Source organism: uncultured Nocardioides sp., assembly GCF_947489365.1.
Lineage (GTDB): Bacteria > Actinomycetota > Actinomycetes > Propionibacteriales > Nocardioidaceae > Nocardioides.
In genome coordinates, this window is the sequence record NZ_CANLDB010000002.1 from 276,926 (window position 1) to 302,502 (window position 25,577).

The 25,577-nt window shown below is 73.2% G+C and carries 30 protein-coding genes and 1 tRNA gene; 7 read left to right on the forward strand and 24 right to left on the reverse strand.

What is annotated here, in order from left to right:
- Positions 1-348: 348 nt before the first annotated feature.
- From Q0858_RS06555 to Q0858_RS06585, 7 genes are all read right to left on the reverse strand, one after another.
- The gene (locus Q0858_RS06555; RefSeq protein WP_299052052.1) at positions 349-3,564 is read right to left on the reverse strand and encodes a M14 family metallopeptidase; all 3,216 of its coding nucleotides are present in this window, start codon (positions 3,562-3,564) and stop codon (positions 349-351) included.
- A 66-nt stretch (positions 3,565-3,630) separates the two neighbouring features.
- Positions 3,631-3,954 (reverse strand): co-chaperone GroES, encoded by a 324-nt coding sequence (locus tag Q0858_RS06560; protein WP_299052053.1) that lies wholly within the window; start codon positions 3,952-3,954, stop codon positions 3,631-3,633.
- A 14-nt stretch (positions 3,955-3,968) separates the two neighbouring features.
- Entirely contained in the window at positions 3,969-4,217 is a 249-nt protein-coding gene (locus tag Q0858_RS06565; RefSeq protein WP_299052054.1) for a DUF3618 domain-containing protein, read from the reverse strand.
- Between the two features lie 63 nt (positions 4,218-4,280).
- Positions 4,281-5,054 (reverse strand): ABC transporter ATP-binding protein, encoded by a 774-nt coding sequence (locus tag Q0858_RS06570; protein ID WP_299052055.1) that lies wholly within the window; start codon positions 5,052-5,054, stop codon positions 4,281-4,283.
- Positions 5,051-5,719, reverse strand: a complete 669-nt coding sequence (cbiQ, locus tag Q0858_RS06575) for a cobalt ECF transporter T component CbiQ (protein WP_299052056.1) — start codon at positions 5,717-5,719, stop codon at positions 5,051-5,053. Before cbiQ ends, Q0858_RS06570 begins: the two co-directional genes overlap by 4 nt.
- Entirely contained in the window at positions 5,716-6,066 is a 351-nt protein-coding gene (locus tag Q0858_RS06580) for a PDGLE domain-containing protein (RefSeq protein WP_299052057.1), read from the reverse strand. Before Q0858_RS06580 ends, cbiQ begins: the two co-directional genes overlap by 4 nt.
- Complete coding sequence (locus Q0858_RS06585) at positions 6,063-6,770, reverse strand: energy-coupling factor ABC transporter permease (protein ID WP_299052058.1); 708 nt, start codon at positions 6,768-6,770, stop codon at positions 6,063-6,065. The genes Q0858_RS06580 and Q0858_RS06585 overlap by 4 nt, the downstream gene beginning before the upstream one ends.
- Positions 6,771-6,830: 60 nt before the next feature.
- Between Q0858_RS06585 and bcp the strand changes: the two genes are divergently transcribed.
- Positions 6,831-7,301, forward strand: a complete 471-nt coding sequence (gene bcp / locus Q0858_RS06590; protein WP_299052059.1) for a thioredoxin-dependent thiol peroxidase — start codon at positions 6,831-6,833, stop codon at positions 7,299-7,301.
- Positions 7,302-7,333: 32 nt separating this feature from the next.
- Here the strand turns inward: bcp and Q0858_RS06595 are convergent.
- Positions 7,334-7,414: transfer RNA gene (locus tag Q0858_RS06595), tRNA-Leu, on the reverse strand.
- A gap of 12 nt (positions 7,415-7,426) precedes the next feature.
- Entirely contained in the window at positions 7,427-7,828 is a 402-nt protein-coding gene (locus Q0858_RS06600) for a pyridoxamine 5'-phosphate oxidase family protein (protein ID WP_299052060.1), read from the reverse strand.
- A gap of 57 nt (positions 7,829-7,885) precedes the next feature.
- On the opposite strand from Q0858_RS06600, the gene Q0858_RS06605 reads away from it, so the two are divergent.
- Positions 7,886-8,293 (forward strand): GNAT family N-acetyltransferase, encoded by a 408-nt coding sequence (locus Q0858_RS06605; protein WP_299052061.1) that lies wholly within the window; start codon positions 7,886-7,888, stop codon positions 8,291-8,293.
- 76 nt (positions 8,294-8,369) lie between these two features.
- Here the strand turns inward: Q0858_RS06605 and Q0858_RS06610 are convergent, their stop codons facing one another.
- Genes Q0858_RS06610 through Q0858_RS06625 form a run of 4 tightly spaced genes read right to left on the reverse strand, consistent with a single transcriptional unit; the run spans position 8,370 to position 11,596 of the window.
- Entirely contained in the window at positions 8,370-8,996 is a 627-nt protein-coding gene (locus Q0858_RS06610) for a non-canonical purine NTP pyrophosphatase (RefSeq protein WP_299052062.1), read from the reverse strand.
- Complete coding sequence (rph, locus tag Q0858_RS06615; protein WP_299052063.1) at positions 8,993-9,742, reverse strand: ribonuclease PH; 750 nt, start codon at positions 9,740-9,742, stop codon at positions 8,993-8,995. Before rph ends, Q0858_RS06610 begins: the two co-directional genes overlap by 4 nt.
- Positions 9,743-9,785: 43 nt before the next feature.
- Positions 9,786-10,637: an ABC transporter permease gene (locus Q0858_RS06620; protein WP_299052064.1), complete on the reverse strand. Its 852-nt coding sequence runs from the start codon at positions 10,635-10,637 to the stop codon at positions 9,786-9,788.
- Positions 10,634-11,596 carry an ATP-binding cassette domain-containing protein gene (locus Q0858_RS06625; RefSeq protein WP_299052065.1) on the reverse strand — a complete coding sequence of 321 codons (963 nt, stop codon included), beginning with the start codon at positions 11,594-11,596 and terminating at the stop codon, positions 10,634-10,636. Before Q0858_RS06625 ends, Q0858_RS06620 begins: the two co-directional genes overlap by 4 nt.
- Before the next feature lie 142 nt (positions 11,597-11,738).
- On the opposite strand from Q0858_RS06625, the gene Q0858_RS06630 reads away from it, so the two are divergent.
- Positions 11,739-12,911, forward strand: a complete 1,173-nt coding sequence (locus Q0858_RS06630) for a histidine kinase (RefSeq protein WP_299052066.1) — start codon at positions 11,739-11,741, stop codon at positions 12,909-12,911.
- 5 nt (positions 12,912-12,916) lie between these two features.
- Positions 12,917-13,600 (forward strand): response regulator transcription factor, encoded by a 684-nt coding sequence (locus Q0858_RS06635; protein ID WP_299052961.1) that lies wholly within the window; start codon positions 12,917-12,919, stop codon positions 13,598-13,600.
- 6 nt (positions 13,601-13,606) lie between these two features.
- On the opposite strand, the gene Q0858_RS06640 is transcribed toward Q0858_RS06635, so the two are convergent.
- The 4 genes from Q0858_RS06640 to murI all read right to left on the reverse strand — a co-directional run bounded on the left by Q0858_RS06640 (position 13,607) and on the right by murI (position 16,404).
- Complete coding sequence (locus Q0858_RS06640; protein ID WP_299052067.1) at positions 13,607-14,140, reverse strand: hypothetical protein; 534 nt, start codon at positions 14,138-14,140, stop codon at positions 13,607-13,609.
- A gap of 137 nt (positions 14,141-14,277) precedes the next feature.
- Positions 14,278-14,724, reverse strand: coding sequence for a hypothetical protein (locus Q0858_RS06645; protein WP_299052068.1), 447 nt, complete (start codon positions 14,722-14,724; stop codon positions 14,278-14,280).
- Between the two features lie 79 nt (positions 14,725-14,803).
- Positions 14,804-15,580, reverse strand: a complete 777-nt coding sequence (locus Q0858_RS06650) for an MBL fold metallo-hydrolase (protein WP_299052069.1) — start codon at positions 15,578-15,580, stop codon at positions 14,804-14,806.
- Positions 15,577-16,404, reverse strand: coding sequence for a glutamate racemase (gene murI / locus Q0858_RS06655; RefSeq protein ID WP_299052070.1), 828 nt, complete (start codon positions 16,402-16,404; stop codon positions 15,577-15,579). Before murI ends, Q0858_RS06650 begins: the two co-directional genes overlap by 4 nt.
- 65 nt (positions 16,405-16,469) lie before the next feature.
- On the opposite strand from murI, the gene Q0858_RS06660 reads away from it, so the two are divergent.
- Positions 16,470-17,567 (forward strand): alkaline phosphatase family protein, encoded by a 1,098-nt coding sequence (locus Q0858_RS06660; RefSeq protein WP_299052071.1) that lies wholly within the window; start codon positions 16,470-16,472, stop codon positions 17,565-17,567.
- A 110-nt stretch (positions 17,568-17,677) separates the two neighbouring features.
- The gene (locus tag Q0858_RS06665) at positions 17,678-18,997 is read left to right on the forward strand and encodes an HNH endonuclease (RefSeq protein ID WP_299052072.1); all 1,320 of its coding nucleotides are present in this window, start codon (positions 17,678-17,680) and stop codon (positions 18,995-18,997) included.
- 267 nt (positions 18,998-19,264) lie between these two features.
- Here the strand turns inward: Q0858_RS06665 and Q0858_RS06670 are convergent, their stop codons facing one another.
- Both Q0858_RS06670 and Q0858_RS06675 read right to left on the reverse strand, forming a co-directional pair.
- Positions 19,265-20,245 carry a ribose-phosphate pyrophosphokinase gene (locus Q0858_RS06670; protein ID WP_299052073.1) on the reverse strand — a complete coding sequence of 327 codons (981 nt, stop codon included), beginning with the start codon at positions 20,243-20,245 and terminating at the stop codon, positions 19,265-19,267.
- A 10-nt stretch (positions 20,246-20,255) separates the two neighbouring features.
- Entirely contained in the window at positions 20,256-21,155 is a 900-nt protein-coding gene (locus Q0858_RS06675; protein ID WP_299052074.1) for a DUF3152 domain-containing protein, read from the reverse strand.
- Positions 21,156-21,196: 41 nt separating this feature from the next.
- Between Q0858_RS06675 and Q0858_RS06680 the strand changes: the two genes are divergently transcribed.
- Positions 21,197-21,961: a DUF6882 domain-containing protein gene (locus tag Q0858_RS06680; RefSeq protein ID WP_299052075.1), complete on the forward strand. Its 765-nt coding sequence runs from the start codon at positions 21,197-21,199 to the stop codon at positions 21,959-21,961.
- On the opposite strand, the gene Q0858_RS06685 is transcribed toward Q0858_RS06680, so the two are convergent.
- From Q0858_RS06685 to Q0858_RS06705, 5 genes are all read right to left on the reverse strand, one after another.
- Positions 21,946-22,893 (reverse strand): PLP-dependent cysteine synthase family protein, encoded by a 948-nt coding sequence (locus tag Q0858_RS06685; protein WP_299052076.1) that lies wholly within the window; start codon positions 22,891-22,893, stop codon positions 21,946-21,948. The genes Q0858_RS06680 and Q0858_RS06685 overlap by 16 nt on opposite strands.
- Before the next feature lie 102 nt (positions 22,894-22,995).
- Positions 22,996-23,556, reverse strand: coding sequence for an NYN domain-containing protein (locus tag Q0858_RS06690; protein ID WP_299052077.1), 561 nt, complete (start codon positions 23,554-23,556; stop codon positions 22,996-22,998).
- A gap of 17 nt (positions 23,557-23,573) precedes the next feature.
- Positions 23,574-23,858 (reverse strand): MoaD/ThiS family protein, encoded by a 285-nt coding sequence (locus Q0858_RS06695; RefSeq protein WP_299052078.1) that lies wholly within the window; start codon positions 23,856-23,858, stop codon positions 23,574-23,576.
- A 4-nt stretch (positions 23,859-23,862) separates the two neighbouring features.
- Positions 23,863-24,303: a M67 family metallopeptidase gene (locus tag Q0858_RS06700; RefSeq protein WP_299052079.1), complete on the reverse strand. Its 441-nt coding sequence runs from the start codon at positions 24,301-24,303 to the stop codon at positions 23,863-23,865.
- A gap of 34 nt (positions 24,304-24,337) precedes the next feature.
- Positions 24,338-25,564: a hypothetical protein gene (locus tag Q0858_RS06705; RefSeq protein WP_299052080.1), complete on the reverse strand. Its 1,227-nt coding sequence runs from the start codon at positions 25,562-25,564 to the stop codon at positions 24,338-24,340.
- Positions 25,565-25,577: the final 13 nt, after the last annotated feature.

The window sequence follows — 25,577 nt, forward strand, 5'->3', positions numbered from 1 at the left end:
CCCTCACACCTCGACCTCCGGAACGCCGGACCCGGGCCAGGCAGCCCTCACACCTCGACCTCCGCACGTCCCCGGAGGTCGAGGCGCTCCGAGCCCCGGCGAGGAGCCACGAGACCCCGCAACCGGACCACAGACCCCTCACCGGGTCTCGTGGCTCGGGCCTAGCGGCCCTCACACCTCGACCTCCGGAACGCCGAGCCCGGGCCAGGCGGCCCTCACACCTCGACCTCCGGAACGCCGGACCCGGGCCTAGCGGCCCTCACACCTCGACCTCCGTACTGCTGGTCGACCTGCGGAGACACCTCGACCCCCGGGTGGGGCCCGGGGGTCGAGGTGGGGTGGTGCGGGTCAGCGGAGGAGCGAGTCCAGGGACCGCTGGACGAGCAGGGCCCGCTGCGGGGACCGCTCGACCTGCTCCAGGCCGAAGCCGAGGAGGATCGTGTCCTCCGTGGCCGTGGCGCCGATGTTCTCCACCAGGTTGCCGCCGATCTCCCACTGGGTCAGCTGCGGCGGGCTGGAGGCGGGCGGGGTGCCCGGGGCCCAGTCGCTGGTGGCGCCCTCGAAGCCGTCGGCGTCCTCGACACCGTCGATCACCACGCGGGTGTCGTCGACGAACGCGCCCACACCGCCCGACGCCGGGTCGGAGACGTAGGTGATCGACAGCTCCACCGTGGACCCGGCGTACGCCGACAGGTCGTAGGTGAGGTCCTGGTAGCCCTCGCTGTCACCCGTCAGGGCGTTCCACCGACCCTCCGGGTTGCTGCAGTCCTCTCCGAGGTAGGTGGTGAGGAACGGGTGGGAGTCGAACAGGAAGCCCCCGGCCTCGCACTCCGCCGGTGAGGCCGTGGACGTCGCTCCGCCGGCCTCGGGCAGCGTCGTCCAGTCGTCGCCGCCCGCGGTCCGGGCCTCGACGATCAGGTGGTCGTACTCGGGCTCGACGTTCCAGGAGCCCTGGAACTCCAACGTCGCCGTCGAGACGCTGGTCGGGACGTCGACGGTGCGGGTCAGCCGGGAGTAGGCGTCGTCGGCGTGCAGCACCCCGGCGTACCGGTCGCCCTCGGCCGGGGCGTACGGGCCGTTCTCGACCTCGTAGAGACCCACGCCACGGCTGCGGAACTGCGGGAACTGCGCGGGCGGCAGGACCTGGCTGGTCGGGAGGAACACCCCGGCCTCGTCCAGCGGGTTGTCACCCTCGACGACCGGGCCGCCCAGGGTGGTGGAGGTGCCGAGGAACGGCGCCCCCGTGCCCTCGAAGCCGGTGGGACCGCTGGTCGAGGTCCGCTGGAACGCTCCCAGGTAGTACTGGCGGAAGTCGTCGGCGAGGATCAGGCAGTCCTCGAAGAAGCCCGCCGAGGTGCCGGGCTCGCCGCCGACGGTGCACTCGGCGCCCGGGTCGCCGTTGAGCCCGTAGTACAGGCCGCCGACGGAGTCGGAGATCCCGACGAGCCCCTCGAACTGGGCGGTCTCACCGGCGTGGACCAGCTTGCCGCCCTCGTTGAGGTAGTCCCGGACGGCGATCGTCAGGTACTGCTCCTTCTCGGCGACCGAGATGTCCTCGAGCGGGCCGAAGGGCGTGTCCGTCTCCTCGTCCTCCGGGTCCTGAGTCAGCCGGTTGTCCCCGAGGTACCAGAGCACGGCGTCGTAGTGCGACAGCGCGCCGAGGTGGTGCGGCACCCCCTGGGCGTCGACGTCCCAGACGTCGGCGGAGTAGCCGGCGTCCTCGATCGCGGCGACGTGCGCCTCGTCGTACTTTGGGGCGTCGGTGCCCTCGGGGTACGTCGGGTTGACGCCGGTGTAGTCCTCGTCGGCGATCACGAGCACGTCGGAACCCGTGCTGGACCTCACCGTGTACGTGAAGCGCTCGCTGGTCACGGTGCGGGCGTTGCTCCCGCGCCCCTTGTCGCCGGCGAACCAGACGGTCACCCGGTCGCCCGGGCGGGCGCCGGTGACGGTGCCGCGGTACTCGGCGTAGTAGAGCCGGTTGTCGGTGCCGTACCGCTCCCCGCCGTCCCACTCACGGGCGGGCACGGTCCGCACGGGACCGGAGCCGATGCGGAAGCGCATGCGGTGGTCCCGCAGGGCCTGCTTCGCGGTGACGGCGACCGGCTGGCGTCCGCCGAGGGAGGTCTCGAAGGGGTCGGTGACGAAGTCCGCGGCGCTGCGGCCCGTGACCGTCCTCGGGTCGTCCGGGTCGGCGGCCGAGCGGGCGACCGACATCGCGAAGGGGATGTTCTTGCGGAACTCCGCCTCGACGAGCTCCTCGCTGTCGGGGAACTCGAAGCCGCTGTTGCAGTCCTCGGCCTCGAACTCGTCGTCCGGGTCCGACTCGGACGCCACCTCGCAGGTGGACATCTCCGGGGTGAAGCCGAGGGCGCCGTGCCGCTCGGTGATGCCGGAGTCGGTGTCACCGTTGGTGGTGTACAGCTCGGCGGACAGGTCCGGGTCGTAGCCCGGGACCGCGGGGCGCTCGTCGTCCCCGGCGAGCGCCTCGTAGATCACGTCGTCGGGGCTCGGCGTGGCGACCTGCCAGCCCGTGCCGTACAGCAGGAGCTCGGCCGCGGAGTGGTAGTTGATGACGAACTCGAAGTCGATCCGGCCGGCGAAGCGGTCGAGGGCCCTGGTCTCCGGCTCGGAGGTCGGGCTCGCGCCGCGGTAGGTCTCGCTGGCGGGGTTCGGCGACGAGCCCTCGTTGTCGTAGCCCCACTTGGCGGGCCAGTTGCGGTTCAGGTCGACGCCGTCGCCCGGGGCGATCTCGCCGTCGCCGTCGTTGTCACGGAGGTTCTTGCGCCACAGGCGGTTGCCCTCGGTGAAGGTGAAGTCGTAGCCGTCGGGGTTGGCGACCGGCAGGAACCACAGCTCGTTGGTGGCCAGCATCTTCCGCATCGCGGGCTTCGAGCGCGCCTGCTGCAGCACGTGCTTCAGCAGGCGGGTCGTCATCTCGGGGGTGATCCACTCCCGGGCGTGCTGGGCGGAGAAGTAGAGGACCGCGGGCCGGCTGCCGTCGGCGACCTTGTCGGCCCCCGCGGTCACCTTGACCGCGTCGATCGGCTTGCCGCGGAGCGTGCGGCCGATGGTGACGGGCTTGGTGTAGCCGGGGAAGCGTGCGGCCAGGGCCCGCACCTCGGCGCGCAGGCCGCCCTTGCCGGAGTACCTCTGCCACACCTCGTAGCCGTCCGCCCGCTCGGCGTCGGCCCGCTCCGAGGCGGTCATCCCGCCGGTGGTCTTGGGCTCCAGGTCGATGCCGTCCGCGGCCAGGCGCGAGGCCTGCGCGCCGGACAGGACCAGCTCGACGCCGACGGGGGCGTCCTCACCCTCCTGCTGCGAGCTGCGCACGGGTGACAGCTCGAGCTCGTGGCGGTCGACGCCGGTGGCGACCAGGGCGGACAGCTGGTCACGGCGGACCTGGCCGACGTACACCTCGAGGCGGTCGCTGCCGCTGCTGCGGGCCGAGCGGTCCTCGCCGACGCCCTCCTCGGCGGTCGAGGCCGCGGGTACGCCGGCCAGCAGCGCGGCGAGCAGCGCGCCGATCGACGTCAGTCCGGCGAGACGGGGAACGGCGCGCATGGCGACCTCCGGGGGGAGAGTGTGTGCTGGGCACACTCGACCCGGCGGCCGATTCCTGTCAAGCGTTCACAGGTACAGACCGGTGGCGGAGTCGCCGAGCCGGTCGGCCGCGACGCCGTGGACGTCGCGCTCCCGCATGACGACGTACGTCTCGCCGTGGATCTCGACCTCGGCCTTGTCGACCGGGTCGTAGAGGACGCGGTCGCCGGTCTCGACGGAGCGTGCCTGGGGACCGCAGGCCACGACGCGCGACCAGGCGAGACGCCGGGCGCTGCCCATCGCCGCGGTGGCGGGGATGACGATGCCGCCGGACGACGTCCGCTCGCCGGCGTCCTTGTCGAGCTCGACCAGGACCCGGTCGTGCAGCATCTCGATCGGGGTCTTGTCCATGGCCGCGGAGCGACTCAACGGGTGATGTGACGGACCAGCACGAAGAAGCCCACCACACCCGCGACGCCGCCGACGACCTTGAGGATGTTGTCGGTGCGGGGCTCCCCGGTCCGGGCGTCGACGAAGAAGCCCTTCACGCTCGCGACCTCGCGCTGCGCGATCGTCTTCGGGTGGGCCCGGTAGAGCAGCTGGTCGATGTTGGCCGCCAGCCGGTCGCGCGTGTTCTCGATCTCGGTCTCGAGACCGGACAGCTCCTTGCTCACGTGCACACCTCTCGACGGGTCCTGCGACCTGGTCAGCGACCTACCCTGCGTCCGCGCACGCTATCAACCCGTCGTGGGTCGCTCCCCGGCCCGCCGGGGGTCGAACCCGAAGGGCAGCTCCAACCGGTGCCGCCGCATCAGGTCCGCGTCGCCGAGGACGTCGAGGGTGGGACCGTCCGCGACGACGACGCCGCCGTCCAGGACGACGGAGCGGGGGCACAGCTCGGACGCGTACGGCAGGTCGTGCGTGACCATCAGCACCGTGGTGTCCAGGCTCCGCAGGACGTCGGCGAGCTCCCGACGGGACGCCGGGTCGAGGTTCGACGACGGCTCGTCGAGCACGAGGACGTCGGGCCGCATCGCCAGGACCGTGGCGACGGCCACCCGGCGGCGCTGACCGAACGAGAGGTGGTGAGGAGTGCGGTCCACGACCTCGGTCATGCCGACCGCCGCGAGGGACTCCGCCACCCGCTCCTCGAGCTCGGCGCCGCGCAGGCCGAGGTTGCGCGGCCCGAACTCGACGTCGGCGCGGACCGTGCCCATGAAGAGCTGGTCGTCGGGGTCCTGGAAGACCACGCCGACGCGGCGTCGCACCTCCGCGACGTGCTTGCCCTCGACGGGGAGCCCGCTGACGTGGACGCTGCCCGCCCCCGGGGCGAGGATGCCGTTGAGGTGCAGGACGAGCGTGGTCTTGCCGGCGCCGTTCGGCCCCAGCAGGGCGACCCGCTCCCCCGCGTCGACCCGCAGGTCGACGCCGTACAGGGCCTGGTGCCCGTCGGGGTAGGCGTGGGCGAGGCCGCGGACGTCGAGGACGGGGGGGCTCCCGGACCCGCTCATCCGGTGCGGCCCGTGGTGTGACCGCGCGCCAGCATCGCCAGGTGCACGCGCTCGCCGCGCTCGTAGGACCGGATGAACAACGACCCCAGCGACCGCGCGAGGACGGGCCAGTGGCGGGGACGGCGTGGCTCGAGGCCGCGGGCGCGCATCGCGACGGTCATGCGGCCCATGTCGCCCGTGACGACCTCGAGGTAGCGCAGCATGAAGCCAGTGATCTGGACCAGCAGGGCGGGCACCCGCAGCCGGGTGAGGCCGTCGACCAGCTGCTGGGCCGTGGTGGTGGACGCGACGGTCAGGGACGCGACGACGCCGATGGTGGCCTTCGCGAGGAACGCCCCGGCGGCGACGAGGCCCGGCTCGGACAGCGGCACCCCGAGGACGTCGACCCGCGGGCCGGTGGCCACGAACGGCACCAGCAGGGCGAAGACGACGAACGGGGTCTCGACCAGCATCCGCGGCGCGAGGTGGCGCAGCGGCACCCCCGAGACCGCGACGACCACCGCGACGACCGCGGCGGGGACGGCGTGCCAGGCCAGGGCGTCGCGCGGGATCGCCACGACGGCGAGCATGAACCCGATCAGGGCGACGAGCTTCAGGTGCGCCGGGGCCCGGTGCAGCGGGCCGTGCCCGTGGTGGTGCCAAAGGTGGCTGTGCGCGCCGCTCACCGGCGACGACGACGGACGACGAGGGCGATGCCGGTCATGAGCAGCAGCACGACCGCGCAGCCGACGAGCCCGGCGACCGCCCCGGAGAGCCAGGAGTTCTCGACGCCGGTGGTCTGGTAGTCCGACAGGGGGCTCCCGGCCGTGGCGCTGTCGCGGCCCGCGTCGAGGAAGCCCTGGGTGCCGGCGACGAACTCGAGGCCGTCGGGGTGGCCGCTGGCGTAGTAGCTGATGCCGCCCGCGACCAGCACGCAGACGAGGAGGCCGAGCATCCACACGGTGCGGCCACGGGGCCGTCCGCGCCGCTCCTGCTCCTGCCCCTGGTCCCGCTGGGGAGCCGGGGCGCTCACGCGGCGGCTCCGGGCCGCACCGAGGGCGTGTCGCGGATCTCGAGCTCGCGGACGGGCAGGACCTTCCGGGCGCCGTACACGAGGTCGGGGCGGACGGCGACGACGGCCGCCACCACGAGTGCCGTCACGACGGCCTCCCCGACGCCGATGACGGTGTGCCAGGTCACCATCGCCAGGGCGACGTCGCCCACCGCCACCGGGACGGTGCCGCCGATCGCGAAGAGGGCGGTGAAGACCAGGGCGGCCACGGGCACGCTGAGGAGGGCACCCGCCGCGGCGGCCGGCGGCACGGAGGCCGGGCGCTTCGGCAGCACCGCTGCGACGCCGCGGAAGACGAACCAGCCGACCCAGACCCCGACGAGCCCCATCAGGGTGATGTTCGTGCCGATCGCGGTGATCCCGCCGTCCGCCATGAGGAGGGCCTGGACCCCGAGGACGACGGACAGGCACAGCGTCCCGGTCCACGGCCCGACCAGCACGGCGGCGAGCGCCCCGCCCAGCAGGTGGCCGCTGGTGCCCGCACCGACGGGGAAGTTCACCATCTGCGCGGCGAACACGAACGTCGCCACCAGGCCCGCCATGGGAGCGGTACGGTCGTCGAGCTCCCGGCGGGCGCCGCGGAGGGCGAGGGCGATCCCGCCGGCCGCGATCACCCCGGTGGCCACGGACGTCGGGGCGTCGAGGAATCCGTCTGGAACGTGCATGTGCTCAATCTAGGTTGTTGCCCATCATTCGCAGTACCCCCCGACTGGCTAGGAGACCCTGTGAGCGACCGACTCTCCCCCGGCGACACCGCCCCGGACTTCACGCTGAGCGACGACGCGGGCGGCACCACCACGCTGTCCGACCTGCGCGGACGCAAGACGATCGTGTACTTCTACCCCGCGGCGATGACGCCGGGCTGCACGACGCAGGCGTGCGACTTCAGCGACTCGCTCGCCTCCCTGCGCGGTGAGGGCTACGAGGTGCTGGGCATCTCGCCCGACAAGCCGGAGAAGCTCGCGAAGTTCCGCGAGCGCGACGGCCTGGGCATCACCCTGCTGTCGGACCCCGACAAGGCGACCATGCAGGCGTACGGCGCCTTCGGCGAGAAGAAGCTGTACGGCAAGGTCGTCGAGGGCGTCATCCGCTCCACCGTGGTCGTCGACGAGGAGGGCACGGTCTCGCTGGCGCAGTACAACGTGAAGGCCACCGGCCACGTCGCCAAGCTGCGCCGCGACCTCGGGCTCGACTGAGCCCCGGTCGGACGCCGTGCGGCGCCCGCGGGTGCCGGAGGCGGGACTCGAACCCGCACGCCCTGGGGCACAGGTACCTAAAACCTGCGTGTCTGCCGTTCCACCACTCCGGCCCAGCCGGGATCCTACGAGCCGGTGAGCACCCGCTCGACGGCGACGACCAGCACGCAGGTGCCCCAGCCGTCGGGCTCGCCGTAGCGGTCGGCGTACAGGTCTCGCGCGCGGGTCAGGAGCTGGCTGTCCCCGCTGACGTACGCCGGCCCCTCCAGCGTCGCCCAGTCGGCGTGGGGCGTGTGCTCGGCGACGCTCGCCCGTCCGGTCCGGCCGACGACCCGCGCCTTGACGGTGTCGGGGCGGGTGAGGACGAGCACCCGCGCCGTCGGACTCTCCAGGTCGAGCAGCGACTTCACCGGGGTCAGGTGCGGGCTGCCGTCGGCCCGGACCACCCCCAGGGTCCCGACCCGTGGCTCGGCCCACAGCGCCCGCACGCGGGGCCGGAGCACGACGGGGACCACCTCGACGCTCATGGGCGTGACGCTAGGAGCTCGAGCACGCTCGAGGTCAAGGGCGCTAGCGTCGACCAGATGGCGACGGTGGAGGTGCTCCCGTTCGAGGACGCCCACGCGCGCGACGTCGCCCGCCTCGCCACGACGGTGCAGTGGCCGAGCCTCACCGACCCGGAGGTCGTCGCCCGGGTGTGTGCCGCCCCCGGCTCGGTGTCGTACGTCGCCCGCGACGAGGACGCCGGCTTGGTGGGCTGGGCCCAGGCGCTGACCGACGGCGTCCTGCAGGCCCACCTCAGCTTCCTCGCGGTCCACCCCGGGCACCGTCGCCGCGGGATCGGTCGCCTGCTGACCGTGGCGACCTTCCAGGCCACCGGCGCCAAGCGGGTCGACCTCGTCACCGACGGCGCCGCGGACGGGTTCTACGGGACGTTCCCCCACCGGCGGCTCGCCGGCTACCGGCTCTACCCGGGCGACCCGGAGGCCTGACCGACCGGACCGCGCGAGGTGGTCGAACGGCCGGCGGCAGGCGGTCAGGCGGTCAGGCGGTCAGGCGGTCAGGCGGTCAGGCGGTCAGGATCCTCGCCAGCAGCGGGGCCATGGCCCGGAGGGCGTGGCCGCGGTGGCTGACGGCGTCCTTCTCCTCGCGGCTGAGCTCGGCGGTGGTCAGGCCGGGTCGGTCGTCGGCGGTGAACAGGACGTCGTACCCGAAGCCGCCGGAGCCGCGGACCTCGCGCTCCACGCGCCCCGCCATGCGTCCCTCGACGACCTCCTCGACCGGGGCGTCGACCGGCCCGTGGACGAGGGCCATCGCGCAGGCGAAGTGACCGCCGCGGCGCTCGTCGGGGACGTCGGCGAGCTGGTCGAGGAGCAGCCGGTTGTTGCGGGCGTCGTCCTTCGGCGGACCGCTCCACCGGGCGGACAGGACCCCCGGCATCCCGTTCAGCGCGTCCACGCAGAGGCCCGAGTCGTCGGCCAGCGACGGCCAGCCGGTGAGGGCGTGGGCGACGCGGGCCTTGATCAGGGCGTTCTCGGCGAAGGTGGCGCCGTCCTCGACGGGCTCGGTCCACGCGTCGGGGTCGGGCAGGTCCGCCAGGCCGAGCACCTCGACGCCGGGCACCAGCGGGACGACGATGCGGCGGAGCTCCTCGAGCTTCTTGGCGTTGCCGGAGGCCAGCAGGACCCGGCTCATCGGCCCGCGGGGTCCCCGGCCAGCGCCTCGCGCTGCAGGCGGGTGAGGTCGCCGCAGCCCTTCTCCGCCAGGGCGAGGAGCACGTCGAGCTCGGTGCGGGAGAACGCCGCGCCCTCGGCGGTGCCCTGCACCTCGACGAAGCCGCCGTCGCCGGTCATCACGACGTTCATGTCCGTGTCGGCGCGCACGTCCTCCTCGTACGGGAGGTCCAGGCGCGGGACGCCGTCGATGATCCCGACGCTGATCGCGGCCACCGAGCCGGTGAGCGGCTCACCCTTCAGCGCGCCGGTCGAGCGGAGGTGGGAGACGGCGTCGGCGAGGGCGACGTACGCCCCGGTGATGGCTGCGGTGCGCGTGCCGCCGTCGGCCTGGAGGACGTCGCAGTCGAGCTGGATGGTGTTCTCCCCCAGCGCCTGGTAATCGACGACGGCGCGGAGGCTGCGCCCGATCAGGCGGGAGATCTCGTGCGTGCGGCCGCCGATGCGGCCCTTGACCGACTCGCGGTCGCTGCGGGTGTTGGTCGAGGCGGGGAGCATCGCGTACTCCGCGGTCACCCACCCGAGGCCGGAGCCCTTGCGCCAGCGCGGCACCCCCTCCGAGGCGGAGGCGGCGCACAGCACCCGGGTCCGGCCGAACTCGACGAGCACGGAGCCCGCCGCGTGGTCCAGCCAGCCCCGAGTGATGCGTACGTCGCGGAGCTGGTCGTCGGCACGTCCGTCGGCTCGACCCTGCGTGGGGGTAGTCATGACCTCGACCCTAGGACGTGCCGCCGACCCTTCCGGACCTCGCCTACTTGATCTCGGTGCGCATGACCCGGCGGCCGCCGAGGACCATCGGGAGCACCACCCAGATCAGGGTGGCCACCGCGACCTGCGCGTACGTCGTGCCGGTCACCTCGAGCCCGGGTCCACCGGGGCCGGTGGGACCGCCACCGACCAGCGGCGCCATCGCGTAGCCGAGGTCGACCCACGGCAGCACGTCCGGACCCCACGAGACGAGGACGTAGACCGCGCTGTAGACCATGAAGGGCAGCAGCAGCGAGACCACGTAGTAGACCGCGATGCTCGCCGGCGTGCTCAGGATGAGCATCGCCAGGCCGAAGGCCATCAGGAAGTACAGCAGCTGGTTGACGACGGTCCAGAAGAACGCCGAGCCGTCGACGTTCCAGACCACGTCGTTGCCGCTGAAGGCGCCGTACAGGAGGTTGGCGACGGCGCCCAGGGCGACCGCGAGGGCCATGGTGGCGACCACCAGGATCACGACGGCGACCAGCTTGGCGCCGATGATCTTGAGCCGGTGCGGCTCCAGGGTGAACGACACCAGGCCCGTGCGCTGGCTCCACTCGGCGGTGACCGAGGTGATCGCGAAGATGGGCAGCAGCAGCGACAGCGGCACGGTCATCACCTGCACCCAGCCGTTGGCGGTGATGCCGATGTCGTTGGCGAGCACGACGGCCATCACGATGCCCGCGACGACCACGAGCAGCAGTCCGCTGACGGCGAGCAGCCAGAAGCCGGCGCGGGTGTCGAGCATCTTGCGCAGCTCGACGGAGACGGTGCGGGTGAACGGGACCTTCGGGGTCCCGGAGACGTCCAGGGTGCGCGGGACGGACGCGCGGGGCGTCGGGGCGGTCGTGCTCATCGGGGGCCTCCCTGGGGGGCAGCGTGGGCGGGGGTGGCGGGCTGGGCGCTCGGCGCCCCGGCGGGGGCCTCGCGCTGGGTGTCGGCGGTGAGCTCGAGGAACAGGTCCTCGAGCCCGCGGCCCTCGGTGGCACGCAGGTCGACGAGCGCGACCTGGGCCTCGAGAGCGACCTGGCCGACGACGGCGGGCTGGGTGCTCACGCTGAGCCCGGCGCCGGCGGCGGTGACCTCGTGGCCGGCGGCGACGAGCGCCTTGGCGAGCAGGTCGTTGTCGACGGCCTGGACCAGGGTGCTGCCGTCGCCCTGGACGGCGAGCAGCTCGGCCTTGGTGCCGCGGGCGACGATGCGGCCGCGGCCGATGAGGATCATCTCGTCGGCGATCTGCTCCACCTCGTGCAGCAGGTGGCTGGACAGCAGGACGGCGCCGCCGCGGTCGGCGTACGACTTGAGCAGGCCGCGCATCCACCGGATGCCGGCGGGGTCGAGGCCGTTGGCGGGCTCGTCGAGGATGAGGACCGACGGGTCGCCGAGCAGGGCGTGGGCGATGCCGAGGCGCTGGCGCATGCCGAGCGAGTAGTTCTTGATGCGGCGCTTCGACTCCCGCTCGTCGAGGCTCACCAGGGCGAGCATCTCGTCGACGCGCGAGGCCGGCAGCCCCATCGTCCTCGCCCCGAGGGTGAGCACCTCGCGACCGGTCCGGCCGGCGTGCTGGGCGGAGGCGTCGAGGAGGACGCCGACGTGGCGGCCCGGGTTGGGCAGGTCGCGGTAGAGGTGGCCCCCGATGGTGACCGACCCGCGGGTGGGCGGGGTGAGCCCCGTCATGACGCGCATCGTGGTCGTCTTGCCCGCTCCGTTCGGACCGAGGAAGCCGGTGACCCGGCCCGCCTCGGCCGTGAAGCTGACGTCGTCGACGGCGGTGAACCCGCCGTAGGACTTCGTGAGGTTCTCGACTGTGATCATGACCCCAGCCTGGCGGGTCCGGCGGTCCGTGGCATCGGTCCGCGGTCCACACCCGGGGGCGTGTCGCGCGACCAAAGTAGGGGGTACGTCGCGACCGGCGACGGCACCGCACGGGACCCGGTCGCGACTACCGTGACCGACGATGGAGACCGACGACGCCCGCGGAGTGCCGCCACCGCCGATCTCGGTGTGGGGTCAGCTGACCCGGATCGTCGGCATGCTGCTCATCAGCGCGATCGCCCTGTCGACGGCGATCGAGGAGGGCTCCCGGGACACGGCCTGGTCCGTGGTCGCCGAGCTCGTCGGCGCCGTCGCGGCCTACGTCCTGGTCTGGTGGCGCCGCCGGGCCCCGATGACCGTCTTCCTCGTCGTCAACGCGATCGCGATGGTCTCCGCCGTCGCCGCGGGGCCCGCGGTGCTGGCCACCGTCTCGGTCGCCACCCGCCGGCGGCCCCGTCAGCTGGTGGCGGTCGCGGTGCTTTCGCTGGTCTCCGCCGAGGTGTACGCCCTGCTGACGCCAGCGCCGTCCGAGCCCTGGTGGGTGACCGCCTCGGCGAACGTCGTCGCCACCATCGCCATCATCGGCTGGGGCATGTACATCGGCTCGCGCCGCGAGCTGCTCTGGACGCTGCGGCAGCGCGCGGAGCGCGCCGAGGCGGAGCAGGAGCTCCGCGTCTCCCGCGCCCGGGTCGGCGAGCGCACCCAGGTCGCCCGCGAGATGCACGACGTCCTGGCGCACCGCATCTCCCAGATCTCGATGCACGCGGGCGCCCTGGCGATCCGCGACGACCTCGACGCCGACGAGCTGCGCACCGGCGCCGCCACCATCCGGGAGCGGGCCAACGAGGCGCTCACCGACCTCCGGGACGTCCTCGGCGTCCTGCGCGACCCCGAGTCCGGCGAGCTGGCCGGCCGCCCGCAGCCGACGTACGCCGACCTCGGCGAGCTCCTCGGTCGCGCCCGGGAGGACGGCGTCCGCGTCGAGCACGACGACCGGGTGGCGCACCCCGAGCTCGTGCCGGAGGGCGCCGGCCGCACGGTCTACCGGATCGTCCAGGAGGGCATCACGAACGCCGCCAAGCACGCGCCGGGCGCCGCGGTGCGGGTGACGACCACGGGCGGGCCGGACGACGGGCTGACCGTGGAGGTCTGCAACCCGCGGCCGGTCGGACGCGTGGCCGGGCCGCGTCCCCCGGGGTCGGGCCTGGGCCTGCTTGGGCTGTCCGAGCGGACCGCCCTGCGTGGGGGCCGGCTGACGCACCGCGACGACGGGGAGACGTTCGTCCTGCGAGGGTGGGTGCCGTGGCGGACGTGACCGACATGACCGACGTGACGGTGCTGCTGGTCGACGACGACCCCCTGGTGCGGCAGGCCCTCGCGCTGATGCTGGGCGGACAGTCCGACCTGCGCGTGGTCGGTGAGGCTGTCAACGGGCGCGAGGCCCTCGCGAAGGTGCGCGAGCTGCGACCGCGCGTGGTCCTCATGGACATCCGGATGCCGGTCATGGACGGCCTGGAGGCCACGCGCGCCCTCCACGCCACCGGGGCGAGCGCCGCCATCCCGCCGCCGCGGGTGGTGGTGCTGACGACCTTCGACGCCGACGAGTACGTCGTCGGGGCCGTCGCGGCCGGTGCCGACGGCTTCCTGCTGAAGGACACGGCCCCCGCCGACCTCATCACCGCCGTACGACGGGTGGCGGCGGGCGAGCCCATGATGTCGCCGTCCGCCACGGCCACCCTCGTCCGGCGGGTCCGGGAGGAGGTCTCGGCGGCCGAGCCCAGTCGTCAGGCCGCCGCGGCCGAGGAGGCCCTCGCCCGGCTGACCGGGCGCGAGCGCGAGGTGGCGGTCGCCGTCGGCCGGGGGCTCTCGAACGCCGAGATCGGCGCGGAGCTCCACCTGTCGGTGCCCACCGTCAAGGCGCACGTGTCCCGGCTCTTCGACAAGCTCGGCGCGACCAACCGTGTGCAGATCGCCATGACGGTCCACGACGCGGGGCTGCTCTGAGGGCGTCTACCTCGACGCGAAGAAGGGCCGCGCCTCGTCGCGGAACAGCAGCACGATCGCGCCGATCGTCAGCAGCGCCTGCACGATCTCGACGACCAGCGACGCGGCGATCACCTCGCCGTTGAAGGACGTGCCCAACGACAGCACGGACAGCGCGCCCAGGATCGTGTAGACGATCCGGGCCCAGTTCTTGCCCCGGTTGATGAGCAGGGCGAGGACCGTGAAGATCACCACCGTCAGCACCACGACCACGAGGACCGTGACCAGGGCGATGGTCCGCACCGTGTCCGGGTCCACGCCTGCGGTCTCCGCCTGTGCCCTGACCTGGTCGTCGATCGTCAGCAGCGCGATGACTGCGGAGACCACGCTCAGGGCGACGGCGCCGAAGATGAGCTTGACCGCCAGCGCGACCGACGGAGGCCGCGCCACCGTCCCCGCACTGGCCGGCGAGCCGTAGGCGGACGGGTCGTACGGGTTCGGCTGGCCGTAGGGGTTCTGCTGCCCGTCGGGCCCCTTCGGGTAGGACTCGTACTGCGACATCCTGGCTCCTCGTCGTCCGGGTGCGACCGTCCCCGGAGCGTAGAGCTTGTGGATCCGCTGTGTCGCGCGTTCGCTGCGGACGCGCGAACGGCGCGGAACCACCCGGAGGTGGCGCCGCGCCGTGTGCGGTGGAGACGTCAGCTCTTGAAGTAGGCGTTCGCGTCCGGACGGAACAGGAAGAAGAGCGTCGCCGCGGTGAGGGCCAGGCCGACGATCGACAGGATCAGGTTGAACGTGCCGAGCTGCGCCGCGCCGATGAGGCCGAGCAGGCCGACCACGAGGCCGATGACGGCGAGGACCGTGTAGACGATGCGGGCCCAGTTGTGACCCTTGCCGATGAAGATGGCGAGGATGACCGGGATCGCGACGCTGATCACCAGCGCGATGACGGCGCCGATGATGATGCCGCCCTCGGCGTTCGAGCGGTCGGCGGCCGCGATACCGGCGGCAGCGAGCTGGTCGTCGATGGTGAAGAAGCTCACGAGGCCGGCGATCAGGCCGACGGCGATCCTGACCCAGATGAGCATGACGGCGGTCTGGACGGACTTGGGCCTGGTGGAGCGGCCGGGGGCGTACGAGGACAAGCGTTCCTCCTTGGGGAAGTGGCCCGAAAGTGGGCTCACGGAGAAAGGTAGGGCACGACACGCCCTTCTCAGGGGATCTTCAGATGTCGTGCGCCTGACCGACCGTGGCCACGTGCACCTCGCCGGCGTACACCGTAAGGGCCTCGTCCGCGGCGTCGGCCGCGGAGTACCAGGGCGGCACGTGGGTGATCACCAGCCGCGGCACCCCGGCGCGGTCGGCCGTCTCGCCACACTCCCGGCCCGTCAGGTGGATGGCGGGCGGGTTCACGTCGCCGTGGCGGAACGACGCCTCGGCGAGCAGCAGGTCGGCACCGGCCGCCGCGCGATCGAGGCCCTCGCAGGGAGCGGTGTCGCCGGAGTAGGTCAGGGTGCGACCGCCCGCCGTGACCCGCAGGGCGTACGCCGTGACGGGATGCAGGACCGGCTCGGCGCGCACCGTGAACGGGCCGAGCGTGAGGTCGTGGCCGGCGGCGTCGAACTCGCTGAACACGAAGTCCTCGTGCATCCCGGGGTCGGGGTCGAGGTCGTAGCCGCGCGCGATCCGGTCGGCGGTGCCCTCCGGGCCCCAGACGGGGATGCGCGGCTGCTTGCCGGCCGGGTGGTAGCGGCGCAGCACGTGGTAGCCGCAGAGGTCCAGGCAGTGGTCGGCGTGCAGGTGGCTCAGCAGCACGCCGTCGATCGCCAGTGGGTCCGCGAAGTTCTGCAACGAGCCGAGCGCGCCGTTGCCGAGGTCCAGGAGCACGCGCCAGGTCCGCTCCCCCGTGCCGTCGTCGTACGGCGCCTCGAGGAGGTAGCAGCTGGCGGGCGAGTGGGGTCCGGGGTAGGAGCCGGAGCACCCGATCACGGTCATCCTCATCGCAGGCCCCCCGCGAACTGGCCGAACTGCACGGCGGCGGGCAGGTGCGCGCCCAGGAAGCGGCCCCCGACGTGCTCGAACTCGGCGGTGTCGCCCGTGGTCAGGAAGCGGTACGTCGCCGGCCCGGCCGTGTCGGGTCGCAGCAGGTCCCGGTCGACGAGGAGCGCGAACAGGTCCTTCGCGCACTCCTCGGCGCTGCTCACCAGCGTCACCCCGGTGCCCATGACGTAGGAGATGACCCCGGTCAGCAGCGGGTAGTGGGTGCAACCCAGCACAAGGGTGTCGACGTCCTTCGCCACCAGCGGCTCGAGGTAGGCGTGGGCGACGCCGATCAGCTCGGGCCCGGCGGTGACGCCCCGCTCGACGTAGTCCACGAACGACGGGCAGGCCTGCGTCGTCAGCGTGACGTGGCGGGCGGCGGCGAACGCGTCGTCGTACGCCTGGGACTGGGCGGTCGCGGTGGTGCAGATGACTCCGATGCGGCCCGAGCTGCTCGCTGCGGCGGCGCGGCGGGTCGCCGGCAGGATCACCTCGACCACCGGGACGTCGTACCGCTCCCGGGCGTCGCGGAGCATGGCGGCGCTCGCCGAGTTGCAGGCGATGACGAGGGCCTTGACCCCCAGCTCGACGAGGTGGTCGAGGCACTCCAGCGCGTACTCGCGCACCTCGGCGATCGGCTTCGGGCCGTACGGCTGGCGGGCGGTGTCCCCGACGTAGGTGATCGACTCGTGCGGCAGCTGGTCGACCACCGACCGGGCGACCGTGAGGCCGCCGAAGCCGGAGTCGAAGATGCCGATCGGCGCGTCCGCACTCACCTGGCCCACGCCACGAACGGTACGGCGTGGGGCGATCGCCCCGCCACGCGACGTTCGTCTCCTACCGTGTGAGGGTGCAGATCCCCGTCCGTGTCCTCGCGATCCTCGCCGCCGTCGTCGCCGTCGTGCTCGTGGCGACCCTCCCCGGGTCCGAGGACGCCGGGCGGCCGCCTTCCCAGGCGGACGGGGCGGCGTCCGCCTCGGACACCTCCGGCAGCGCCGAGCCCGCGGCGGAGGACGTGCCGGTCGACGTCCCCGGCCCCCTCGCCGCGCCCCGCATGCGGCGGGTGGTGGCGATCTCCGTCGACGGGATGCGCCCCTCCGTGATCACCGAGCTCGGCCGGACCGGCACCCCCTCCCTGCACCGCATGATCGACGAGGGCGCGACCACGCTCGAGGCCCGCACCGCGGTCGAGCAGACCGTCACCCTGCCGAACCACACGGGGATGCTCACCGGCCGCCGGATCGAGACCGACCAGGGTCACGGCGTCACGGTGAACGACGACCCCGGCGGCACGGTGTCGTCCAACGCCGGCCGGCGCATCGAGTCCGCCTTCTCGCGGCTCGCCCGGGCGGGCCGGACCGGCAACCTCTACACCGGCAAGGAGAAGTTCGCGCTCTTCAGGCGGTCGTGGCCCCGCGGCATCGACCGGTACGTCCACATCGAGGGCAGCACCGGCCGGCTGATGGACCAGGTGCGCCAGGACCTCGTCCGCCGCCCGCGGCCCTTCTCCTTCGTCCACCTCGCGGCGCCCGACGTCATGGGCCACGCCTACGGGTGGGACAGCGAGGAGTACCGCACCGCGGTCCGCTACGTCGACCAGGTCGTCGGAGAGCTCATGGACACCATCGAGTCCCGCCCCGCCCTCGAAGGCCGGACGACGGTGCTGCTGACCTCCGACCACGGCGGCATGGACCAGGGCCACTACGACAACCGGGCCCGCATCAACTACCGCGTCGCGTTCATGGCCTGGGGCGCCCAGGCGCGCCAGGGGGCGAACCTCTACCGCATCAACCCGGCGTACGCCTACCCCGGCAAGAGCCGCCCCGGCTACGCCGGCGAGCAGCCCATCCGCAACGCCGCGATCGGCAACCTCTCGCTGGACCTGCTGGGGATCGGGCCGATCCCCGGCTCACGCATCGACAGCAAGCAGAACCTGCGCGTGCGCTGAGCCGGGACCACCCGGCTCACGGATCCGCCGGCGAAGGAGTTCTCCACAGATGTTCGGAGAACGCCTTCTCCGGGTATTCGTTGTCGGTGGTCGAGAATACAATCGAACACATGAGCGAAACATCGGTGATCGAGACGATGGTGCGGGAGAACCCCGTCGCGTCGTTGCGCGCGGTGGTCGCCGGCCTGTCCGGTCTTGACGCCGGCAACTCGTGCGAGGCGGACCTGATCGACGTGATCGGCGAGCTCGAGACGCTGAAGTGCGTCGCGGAGTCCGCGCAGGCGACGGCGACGCGTGGCGTGTACGCCGCCGCGGTCGCCCGGCAGGAAGCCGCGGGCATGCGTGGGTCGCGGGTCGGTCGCGGGATCGGGCACCAGATCGCCCTGGCCCGCCGCGAGCCCCCGTCCCGGGGCTCGGCGCACCTGGGGCTGGCGCGGGAGGTCGCGGCGCTGCCGCACCTGGCTGGGCTGTGGCGGCAGGGTCGGATCACGGAGCGGCGGGTGTCGCTGATCCTGGGTCGGATCGTGTGGCTCGACCTGGACGACCGCCGTGGGGTGGACGCCCAGCTCGCCGGTGACCCCGACCGGGCGGAGCGGTTGTGTCAGATGAACGACTGGCAGGCCCGCGGCGCCGCCGACGCCCTCGCGTGCGCGGCCGACCCGGCGGGCGCGGTCCGCCGTCGGGCCGCCGCGGAGGCCGACCGCCACGTGTCCTCCCGCCCGGCCCCGGACACCATGCTCAGGTTGTCGGCGCTCCTGCCCGTCAAGGAGGGCGTCGCAGTGATCGCCGCGTTGACGCTCGCCGCGGACCAGGCCCGCGCCGCCGGTGACGAGCGGTCCCGGGGCCAGGTCATGGCCGACACCCTCGTCGGACGCGTCACCGGCCGGGACCCCGTGACCGAGCCGGTCCCGGTGCACGTCGACGTCACCGTCCCGCTGGACGCACTCCTCCCGGAGGGCTCCCACACCGGGCAGCAACCTCACGCGTTCGGGTGGGTCGACGGGTACGGCGAGGTCCCCGCCGACCTCGCCCGCTCCCTCACCGCCGACGCCGTCGAGACCCTCGGCGTCTTCCGGCGCCTGTTCACCGACCCCACCACCGGACAGCTCGTCGCGATGGAGTCCGCGGCCCGCTGCTTCCCGCTGCTCCTCGCGCTGTTCCTGCGCCGCCGGGACAGGTACTGCCGCAACCCCTGGTGCGGCGCCCCGATCCGCCACACCGACCACGCCGTGAGCGTCGAGGAGGGCGGCCCCACGTCCGCGGACAACGGCCAGGGGCTGTGCGAGGCGTGCAACTACGCCAAGCAGGCCCCCGGCTGGCGGTCCAAGACCAGGATCGATCCCGACGGCACCCACGTCGTGGAGACCACCACCCCCACCGGCCACGTCCACGAGACCAGACCACCACCGGCGCACCCCCGACGCGAGTAACCGCCAGCTGAGTGACTGATCGGTGTCTCTCAGCGACACCGATCGGTCACTCAGACCCCTCACCGGGTCTCGACGACGCGCGCTCGCTGCGCTCGCGTGCTGCTCGACCAGCGGGAGCCCGGAGATCGAGGTGCGAGCGTCGCGCAGCGACCGAGCCACGAGATCCCGGAAGACGAGAGACGCCCCCTCGCCGGGTCTCGACGACGCGCGCTCGCTGCGCTCGCGTGCTGCTCGACCAGCGGGAGCCCGGAGAGCGAGGTGCGACCGTCAGTCGAACAGCTTCGGCTGAGGCGGGCCGAGCGACGGGTCGACGCCGTCGAAGAGGCTGCTGATCGACTCCCCCGCGTGGGTCCGCTCGATGGCGGTGGCGAACAGCCCGGCCACCGAGCGAGTGCGCAGACCCGGCCAGTCGACGTCCGGGCGGGGGACGGTGTCGGTGGCGACGACCTCGGTGATCATCGGGTGGTCGCGCAGGCGCTCGACGGCCTTGCCGACGAACAGTCCGTGCGTGCAGGCGACCGCCGCGGACGTGCAGCCCTGCTCCGCGAGCCGGTCGAGGAGCTCGATGATCGAGCCGCCCGTGGCGATCTCGTCGTCCAGCACGATGGCCCGCCGGCCCTCGACGTCGCCGACGATGGCGTCGATGACGACCCGGTCGTCGGCCAGCCTCTTCTTGCTGCCCGCCGCGACCGGCAGCCCGAGCAGGCGGGCGAACTGGGTGGCGGTCTTCGCGTTGCCGAAGTCCGGGGAGACGACCACGGCGTCGGAGAGGTCCTGCTCGACGAAGTGCTCGGCGAGGACGCCGAGGGCCGTGAGGTGGTCGACCGGCACCGAGAAGAAGCCGTGCACCTGAGGCGCGTGCAGCGTCATGGTCAGGACGCGGTGGACGCCGGCGGTCGCGAGGAGGTCGGCGACGAGGCGACCGCCGATGGAGAGCCGGGAGGCGTCCTTCTTGTCCGAGCGCGCGTAGGCGTAGTACGGGATCACCGCCGTGATCTGCGCGGCCGAGGCCCCGCGGGCCGCGTCGATCATCAGCAGCAGCTCCATCAGGTGCTCCTGCGTGGGCGGCACCAGCGGCTGGACGATGTAGACGTCACGCTGGCGGCAGTTGACCTGCAGCTGGGCCTGGAGGCAGTCGTTGCTGAAGCGGGTGATCTCGACGGGGCTGAGGTCGACGCCCAGGCCCGCGCAGATCTCGGTGGCGAGCGCCCGGTGGGCTGCTCCGGAGAAGACGACGACCTCGCTCATGACCGTGCTCCTACCGCAGCTCGCCGAGGGTGGGCCAAGGGTTGTGGCGGCACCCGTCCAGTCCCTTGGACTGCTGCATCATCACCGGGGCCGGCCTGCCGCGGCCGGGGCAGCCGACGTGGCCGCGCCCCAACCAGTGCCCCGTCTCGTGGTTGACCACCATGTGCCGGTAGTCGCGTCGTGAACCGCCGGCGCGGTTCCACGCCGGGGAGGCGGTGCGCCAGCGCAGCTGGTTGATGATCACGTAGCGCCCGACGCGGCAGGACCACTCGGCGCTGCAGCCCGGGGAGAAGCGCGGCACCTCGCTCGCCTCGGCCAGCACGAGCGTGAAGTCCCCGCCGCGGGCCACCCGCCGGAACACCACGCCCCGCCCGCGCCACCCGCGGGCGTCGGCGTAGCTCTCGGCGGCCTGGCGGCGGAACTCGGGGAGGCTCGCCACGATCCGACCTCGGGTCTCGACGTGGTAGCTGACCACCCGTCGTACGCCGGTGCGGTGCTCGACCGGGCCCACCCAGCGCGAGCGGCCGTACGCCGACCCGGCGCCCTCGCGCCACGCCTTGACGCGGACGGAGACCTGGCGGCCGACGTCCTCCGGCCTCACCCGGTAGCGCTGGGAGGTCGCTCCCCGCACCGGGTCCGGCCCGCGGAACCACTGGAAGCGGACCGTCTGCGGCGGCCGGGTCCACCGGCCCTGCGTCGCGCGGAGCGTCTCGCCGTACCGCCGGACGCCCTGCACGCGGGGCCGCTCGGTGCTCGCCATCGGCTCGCCGGCCCGCTCCGTGACCCCGGTCGCGGTCCCGGTCCGGACGCGCTCACGGTCCCGGTCGGTCGCCGCGGACGGGGCGGCCGCGCCCAGCGGGAGCAGCAGGCTCGCCAGGGCGACCACGAGGACCGTCCTGGGTGGAGTCACCTCGCAAGCATGACAGCCCTCCGGGATGGGATCGTGGGCCCATGCTCCTGCCTGACCTGCAGCCACTGTCCGACCGGGCCGCCGTCTTCACCCACCTCGCCCAGCAGCTGCTGGCCGAGCACCTGGAGGAGACCCTCGGCCGGCACCGCTGGGAGTCCGACCTCGACGAGCGGCGGCTGTCCTTCGTCTCCGAGGAGCGCGACGCGCGCCTCGACACCCGGATGACGATCGTGGCGACGGTCGCGCCGGGCCCCCGCTCGCTGCTGTGGGGCTGGTCGCACCCGCAGATGGAGGCGATCAGCCTGCCCGCCACCCGTGAGTACGGCGAGCAGCACGACATCGCCTCCCTCACCGCCTCGGAGGTCCCCCTGCCCACCGAGGCGCAGGGCGAGGAGCTGGCCGCGGACCTCACCGCGGTCACGCACACGGTGGCCCGGGCGGCGATCGCGGTCACCGGACCGTCCCACTACTACTCGGCGCCCGCCGGGGGCGGCACGCGCCTCGTGACCCTCCTCGCGGCCCCCGAGCTGCCGACGGTGCGCATCGACCACCGCTTCGGCACGCGGGTGCCCGCCGCGCTCGCCACCGGCCTCGTCGAGGACCACCGGCTCGCCGTGCAGGGTCTGGCCGACCTCGCCGGCTTCCGGGCCGAGTGGGCGCCGGAGTTCGCCGCGGTCCGGCTGACCGACCCGGTCACCCACAGCAGCGTCGAGTGCGAGTTCGACGAGCAGTCACGGCTCACGCGGCTGTCGGGCTCGCTCGGCGGCGGGGAGGAGGACGGCGACGGGCCTCAGGCCCAGAGCTGACCCTCGAGGCGGTCCTCCGCCTCGTCGACGGTGCCCTCGTAGGCGCCGGTCGACAGGTACTTCCAGCCGCCGTCGCACACGACGAAGGCGATGTCGGCGGACTCCCCCGCCTTGATCGCCTTGGCCGCCTGACCGAGGGCGGCGTGCAGGATCGCGCCGGTCGAGATGCCGGCGAAGATCCCCTCGCGCTCCAGCAGCTCCCGGGTCCGGCGTACGGCGTCGCGCGGCCCGACCGAGAAGCGGGAGTCGATGAGGTCGGCGTCGTACAGCTCGGGGACGAAGCCCTCGTCGAGGTTGCGCAGGCCGTAGACCAGCTCGCCGTACCGCGGCTCGGCGGCGACGATCTTCACCCCCGGCTTGGCCGTGCGGAAGAAGCGGCCGACGCCCATCAGCGTGCCGGTCGTCCCGAGGCCGGCGACGAAGTGGGTGATGCCGGGCAGGTCCTCGAGCAGCTCGGGGCCGGTCGTGCGCTCGTGCGCGAGCGCGTTGGCGGGGTTGCCGTACTGGTAGAGCATCACCCAGTCCGGGTGCTCCTCGGCGACCTGCTTCGCGACCCGGACGGCCTCGTTGGAACCACCGGCGGCGGGGCTCGAGATGATCTCCGCGCCCCACATGCGCAGCAGCTGACGGCGCTCCTCCGAGGTGTTCTCGGGCATCACGCAGACGATCCGGTAGCCCTTGAGCGTCGCGGCCATGGCCAGCGAGATCCCCGTGTTGCCGGAGGTGGGCTCGAGGATGGTGCAGCCCGGACGGAGCCTCCCGTCCTTCTCGGCCTCCTCGATCATGGCCAGCGCGGGGCGGTCCTTGATCGAGCCGGTGGGGTTGCGGTCCTCCAGCTTCGCCCACAGCCGGACGTCCGCCGAGGGCGACAGCGTCGGCAGACCCACCAGCGGGGTCCCGCCGACGGAGGCGATCAGGCTGTCGTAGCGCATGGGTTCCAGTCTGTCAGGGGCCGCGCGGGCAGGAGCGTCCGCGCCACCGGGTGAACCGCAGCCCGGCGGTCGACATTCCGTGGCCCGCGCCACGCCGGCGCCTCAGCGCAGGAAGTAGTCCGGGTCGAAGTCGTCGAGGCTGATGATCCGCACGCGGGGCAGCGGGACGTTGAACGCCTTGACGTCGTCCTCGAGGTCGTGGATCCCGATCCCGGCGGCGGCGTACTGGGCGTTGACGTACTCCCGGAAGCCGAGGACGCCGAGGCGCCGCTCCCCGCCGAGCAGCGCCGACATCTGGTCGATGAAGTCGCCGTCGTGGCTGACGAGGAAGACGTCCGCATCCCTACCCACGAGCGCGTCCAGCGTGCGCTGGATACCGACGTCGACGACCTTGACGTCAGCGGATCCCGACAGCGGCACCGGCCGGTAGTCCATCGCCAGCAGGGCGGAGACGAAGCCGGTCGGCATGTGGCCCGACGAGGCGTTGAGGAAGAACAGCCCGGTGACGGGCTGGCCCCACTGTGTCTCGGCGTAACGGGTGACCCGCTCCCAGCGGGGCCGCTCCTCGGGTCCGGGGCGACGCTGGAGGACGCCGGTGCCCAGCGTGGCGTCGATGTTCTCGCCGTCGACCAGGACGTAGGTACGGCGGGGCTCCGGCTCCATGACCGGAGCCTAGGGGGTCAGCCCCCCGCGACGGCGGGGAGGACGACGACCTGGTCGCCGTCCGACAGCTCGGCGTCGAGCCCGCCGAGGAAGCGCACGTCCTCGTCGTTGACGTAGACGTTGACGAACCGGCGCAGGTCGGGGCCCGCGTCCTTCGACTCGACGAGGCGCTCCTTGATCCCGGGGTGGTTGGCCTCGAGGTCGTCGATCAGGGCGCTCAGGCTGGCACCCTCACCGCTGACGGCCTTCTCGCCGCCGGTGTAGGTGCGCAGGATGGTCGGGATCCGGACCTCGACGCTCATGGGGTTACTCGCTCCTCGGGGGTAGTGCCGCGACGACGTCGACCTCTTCCTCGGTCACCTCGCCGTCCACGATGGTGTACGACCTGAACTCCACAGGGCCGTCGTTATTCCCGTGCTCACGGGTGCTGACCAGGACGTAGTGGGCCCCGGGCTCCTGCGCGAGGCCGATGTCCGTGCGGCTGGGGTAGGCCTCGGTGGCGGTGTGGGAGTGGTAGACGACCACCGGCTCCTCGTCGTTCGCCCACATCTGCTTGTAGAGCGCGAGCAGCTCGGTGGAGTCGAACTCGTAGAACGTGGGCGAGCCCGCGGCGTTGACCATCTCGACCATCCGCTCGGGGCGGTCGGAGCCCTCGGGGCCCGCGACGATGCCGCACGCCTCGTCGGGGTGGTCCCGCTTGGCGTGGGCCACGATGGCGTCGTACGTCGCCCGGTCGATCCTCAGCACCGGACCAGCCTAGGCGGCACGGACCGGGTCGGGCTCAGTGGATCCGTCGGACCGCGACCGCCGGCTCGGGGCCGACCAGCTCGGTGCCGACCTGGAGCACCAGCGTCCGACCCGACACCGAGCGGACCGTGACCGCCTCCGGCCCCGGGTCGTCGTCGACGGCACCGTCGCGACCCACCGTCCGCACGACACCGTCGACCAGGACGAACCAGACGCCCCCGTCGACACCACCGGCGAAGTGGGCCAGGGCGGTGTCCGCGGACGCCACCTCCTCCGGCAGCCGTGTCACGACCGGCTCGGCCTCACCCGGGACGAGCGAGACCAGGCGGTCGCCGGCCACGCGCCACGCCAGGCCCCCGTCGGCGCGCAGGGCCAGCGGTGGCACCTCGCCGCCGTCGACCGACCCCAGCACCCGGCCGGAGCGGGCGTCCTCGAGCCGGACCGCGTCGCCGTCCGGCAGCGCCAGCACGTCGCCGACCGGGCCGGCGGGCGCCTCGTCCGGGTCGATCGAGCGGACGGTGTCCCCGGATGCGAGGTCGAGGACCCGGTAGGGCCCGTCGCCACCCGCGGCCGGTCCGCTGACCCCGACGTCGCCCTCGACGGCCCCGGGAGGCTGGACGTCGGCCCACCACGCGCGCTCGCCCGTGGTGGGGTCCAGGCCGAGGGTTCCCCCGCGTCGGGGCACCAGCACCGCCTGCTCGGTGACCACGGCCCCCGTCACGAACCCGTCCGAGCTGTCCGTGCCGGACGCCCGCCACCTCCACGGCACCTCGCCGGAACGAGCGTCCCTCGCCTCGATCCCGGCCTCGACCACGCAGTCGTCGGGATCGCCCGTCGCCGGGCAGGTGTACTGCTCGTACGGCACGGTGACGAGGTACCGGCCGCTCCCGGCCCGCCCCACCTCGACCCCGGGCTCGGCGTAGTACGTGCTCGAGCCGTCACCGTCGTCGTCGCGCAGCCGCCAGAGCCGCCGGCCCGAGTCCGCGTCCAGCACCTGCAGGCTGCTCTCGCCACCGCCCCGGACGTCGCCCACGAGGAGCACGTCGTCCCCGGCTCCCAGCAGCTGGGGGACCTCCAGGCCCGAGGTGCGCGTCGCCCAGACCGGCTCACCGATCCGCACACCCGGCGGTTCCGGCGCCGCGGAGCTCCGAGCCGGGCCCGCAGGCTCGGACTCCGAGGGGGTCCTCCCTGCGCCGTCCGAGCAGGCACCCAGGAGCAGGACGGCCGCGAGCGTCGCGACGACGGCGGCGGGGCGAGTCATGCACGGAGGATCC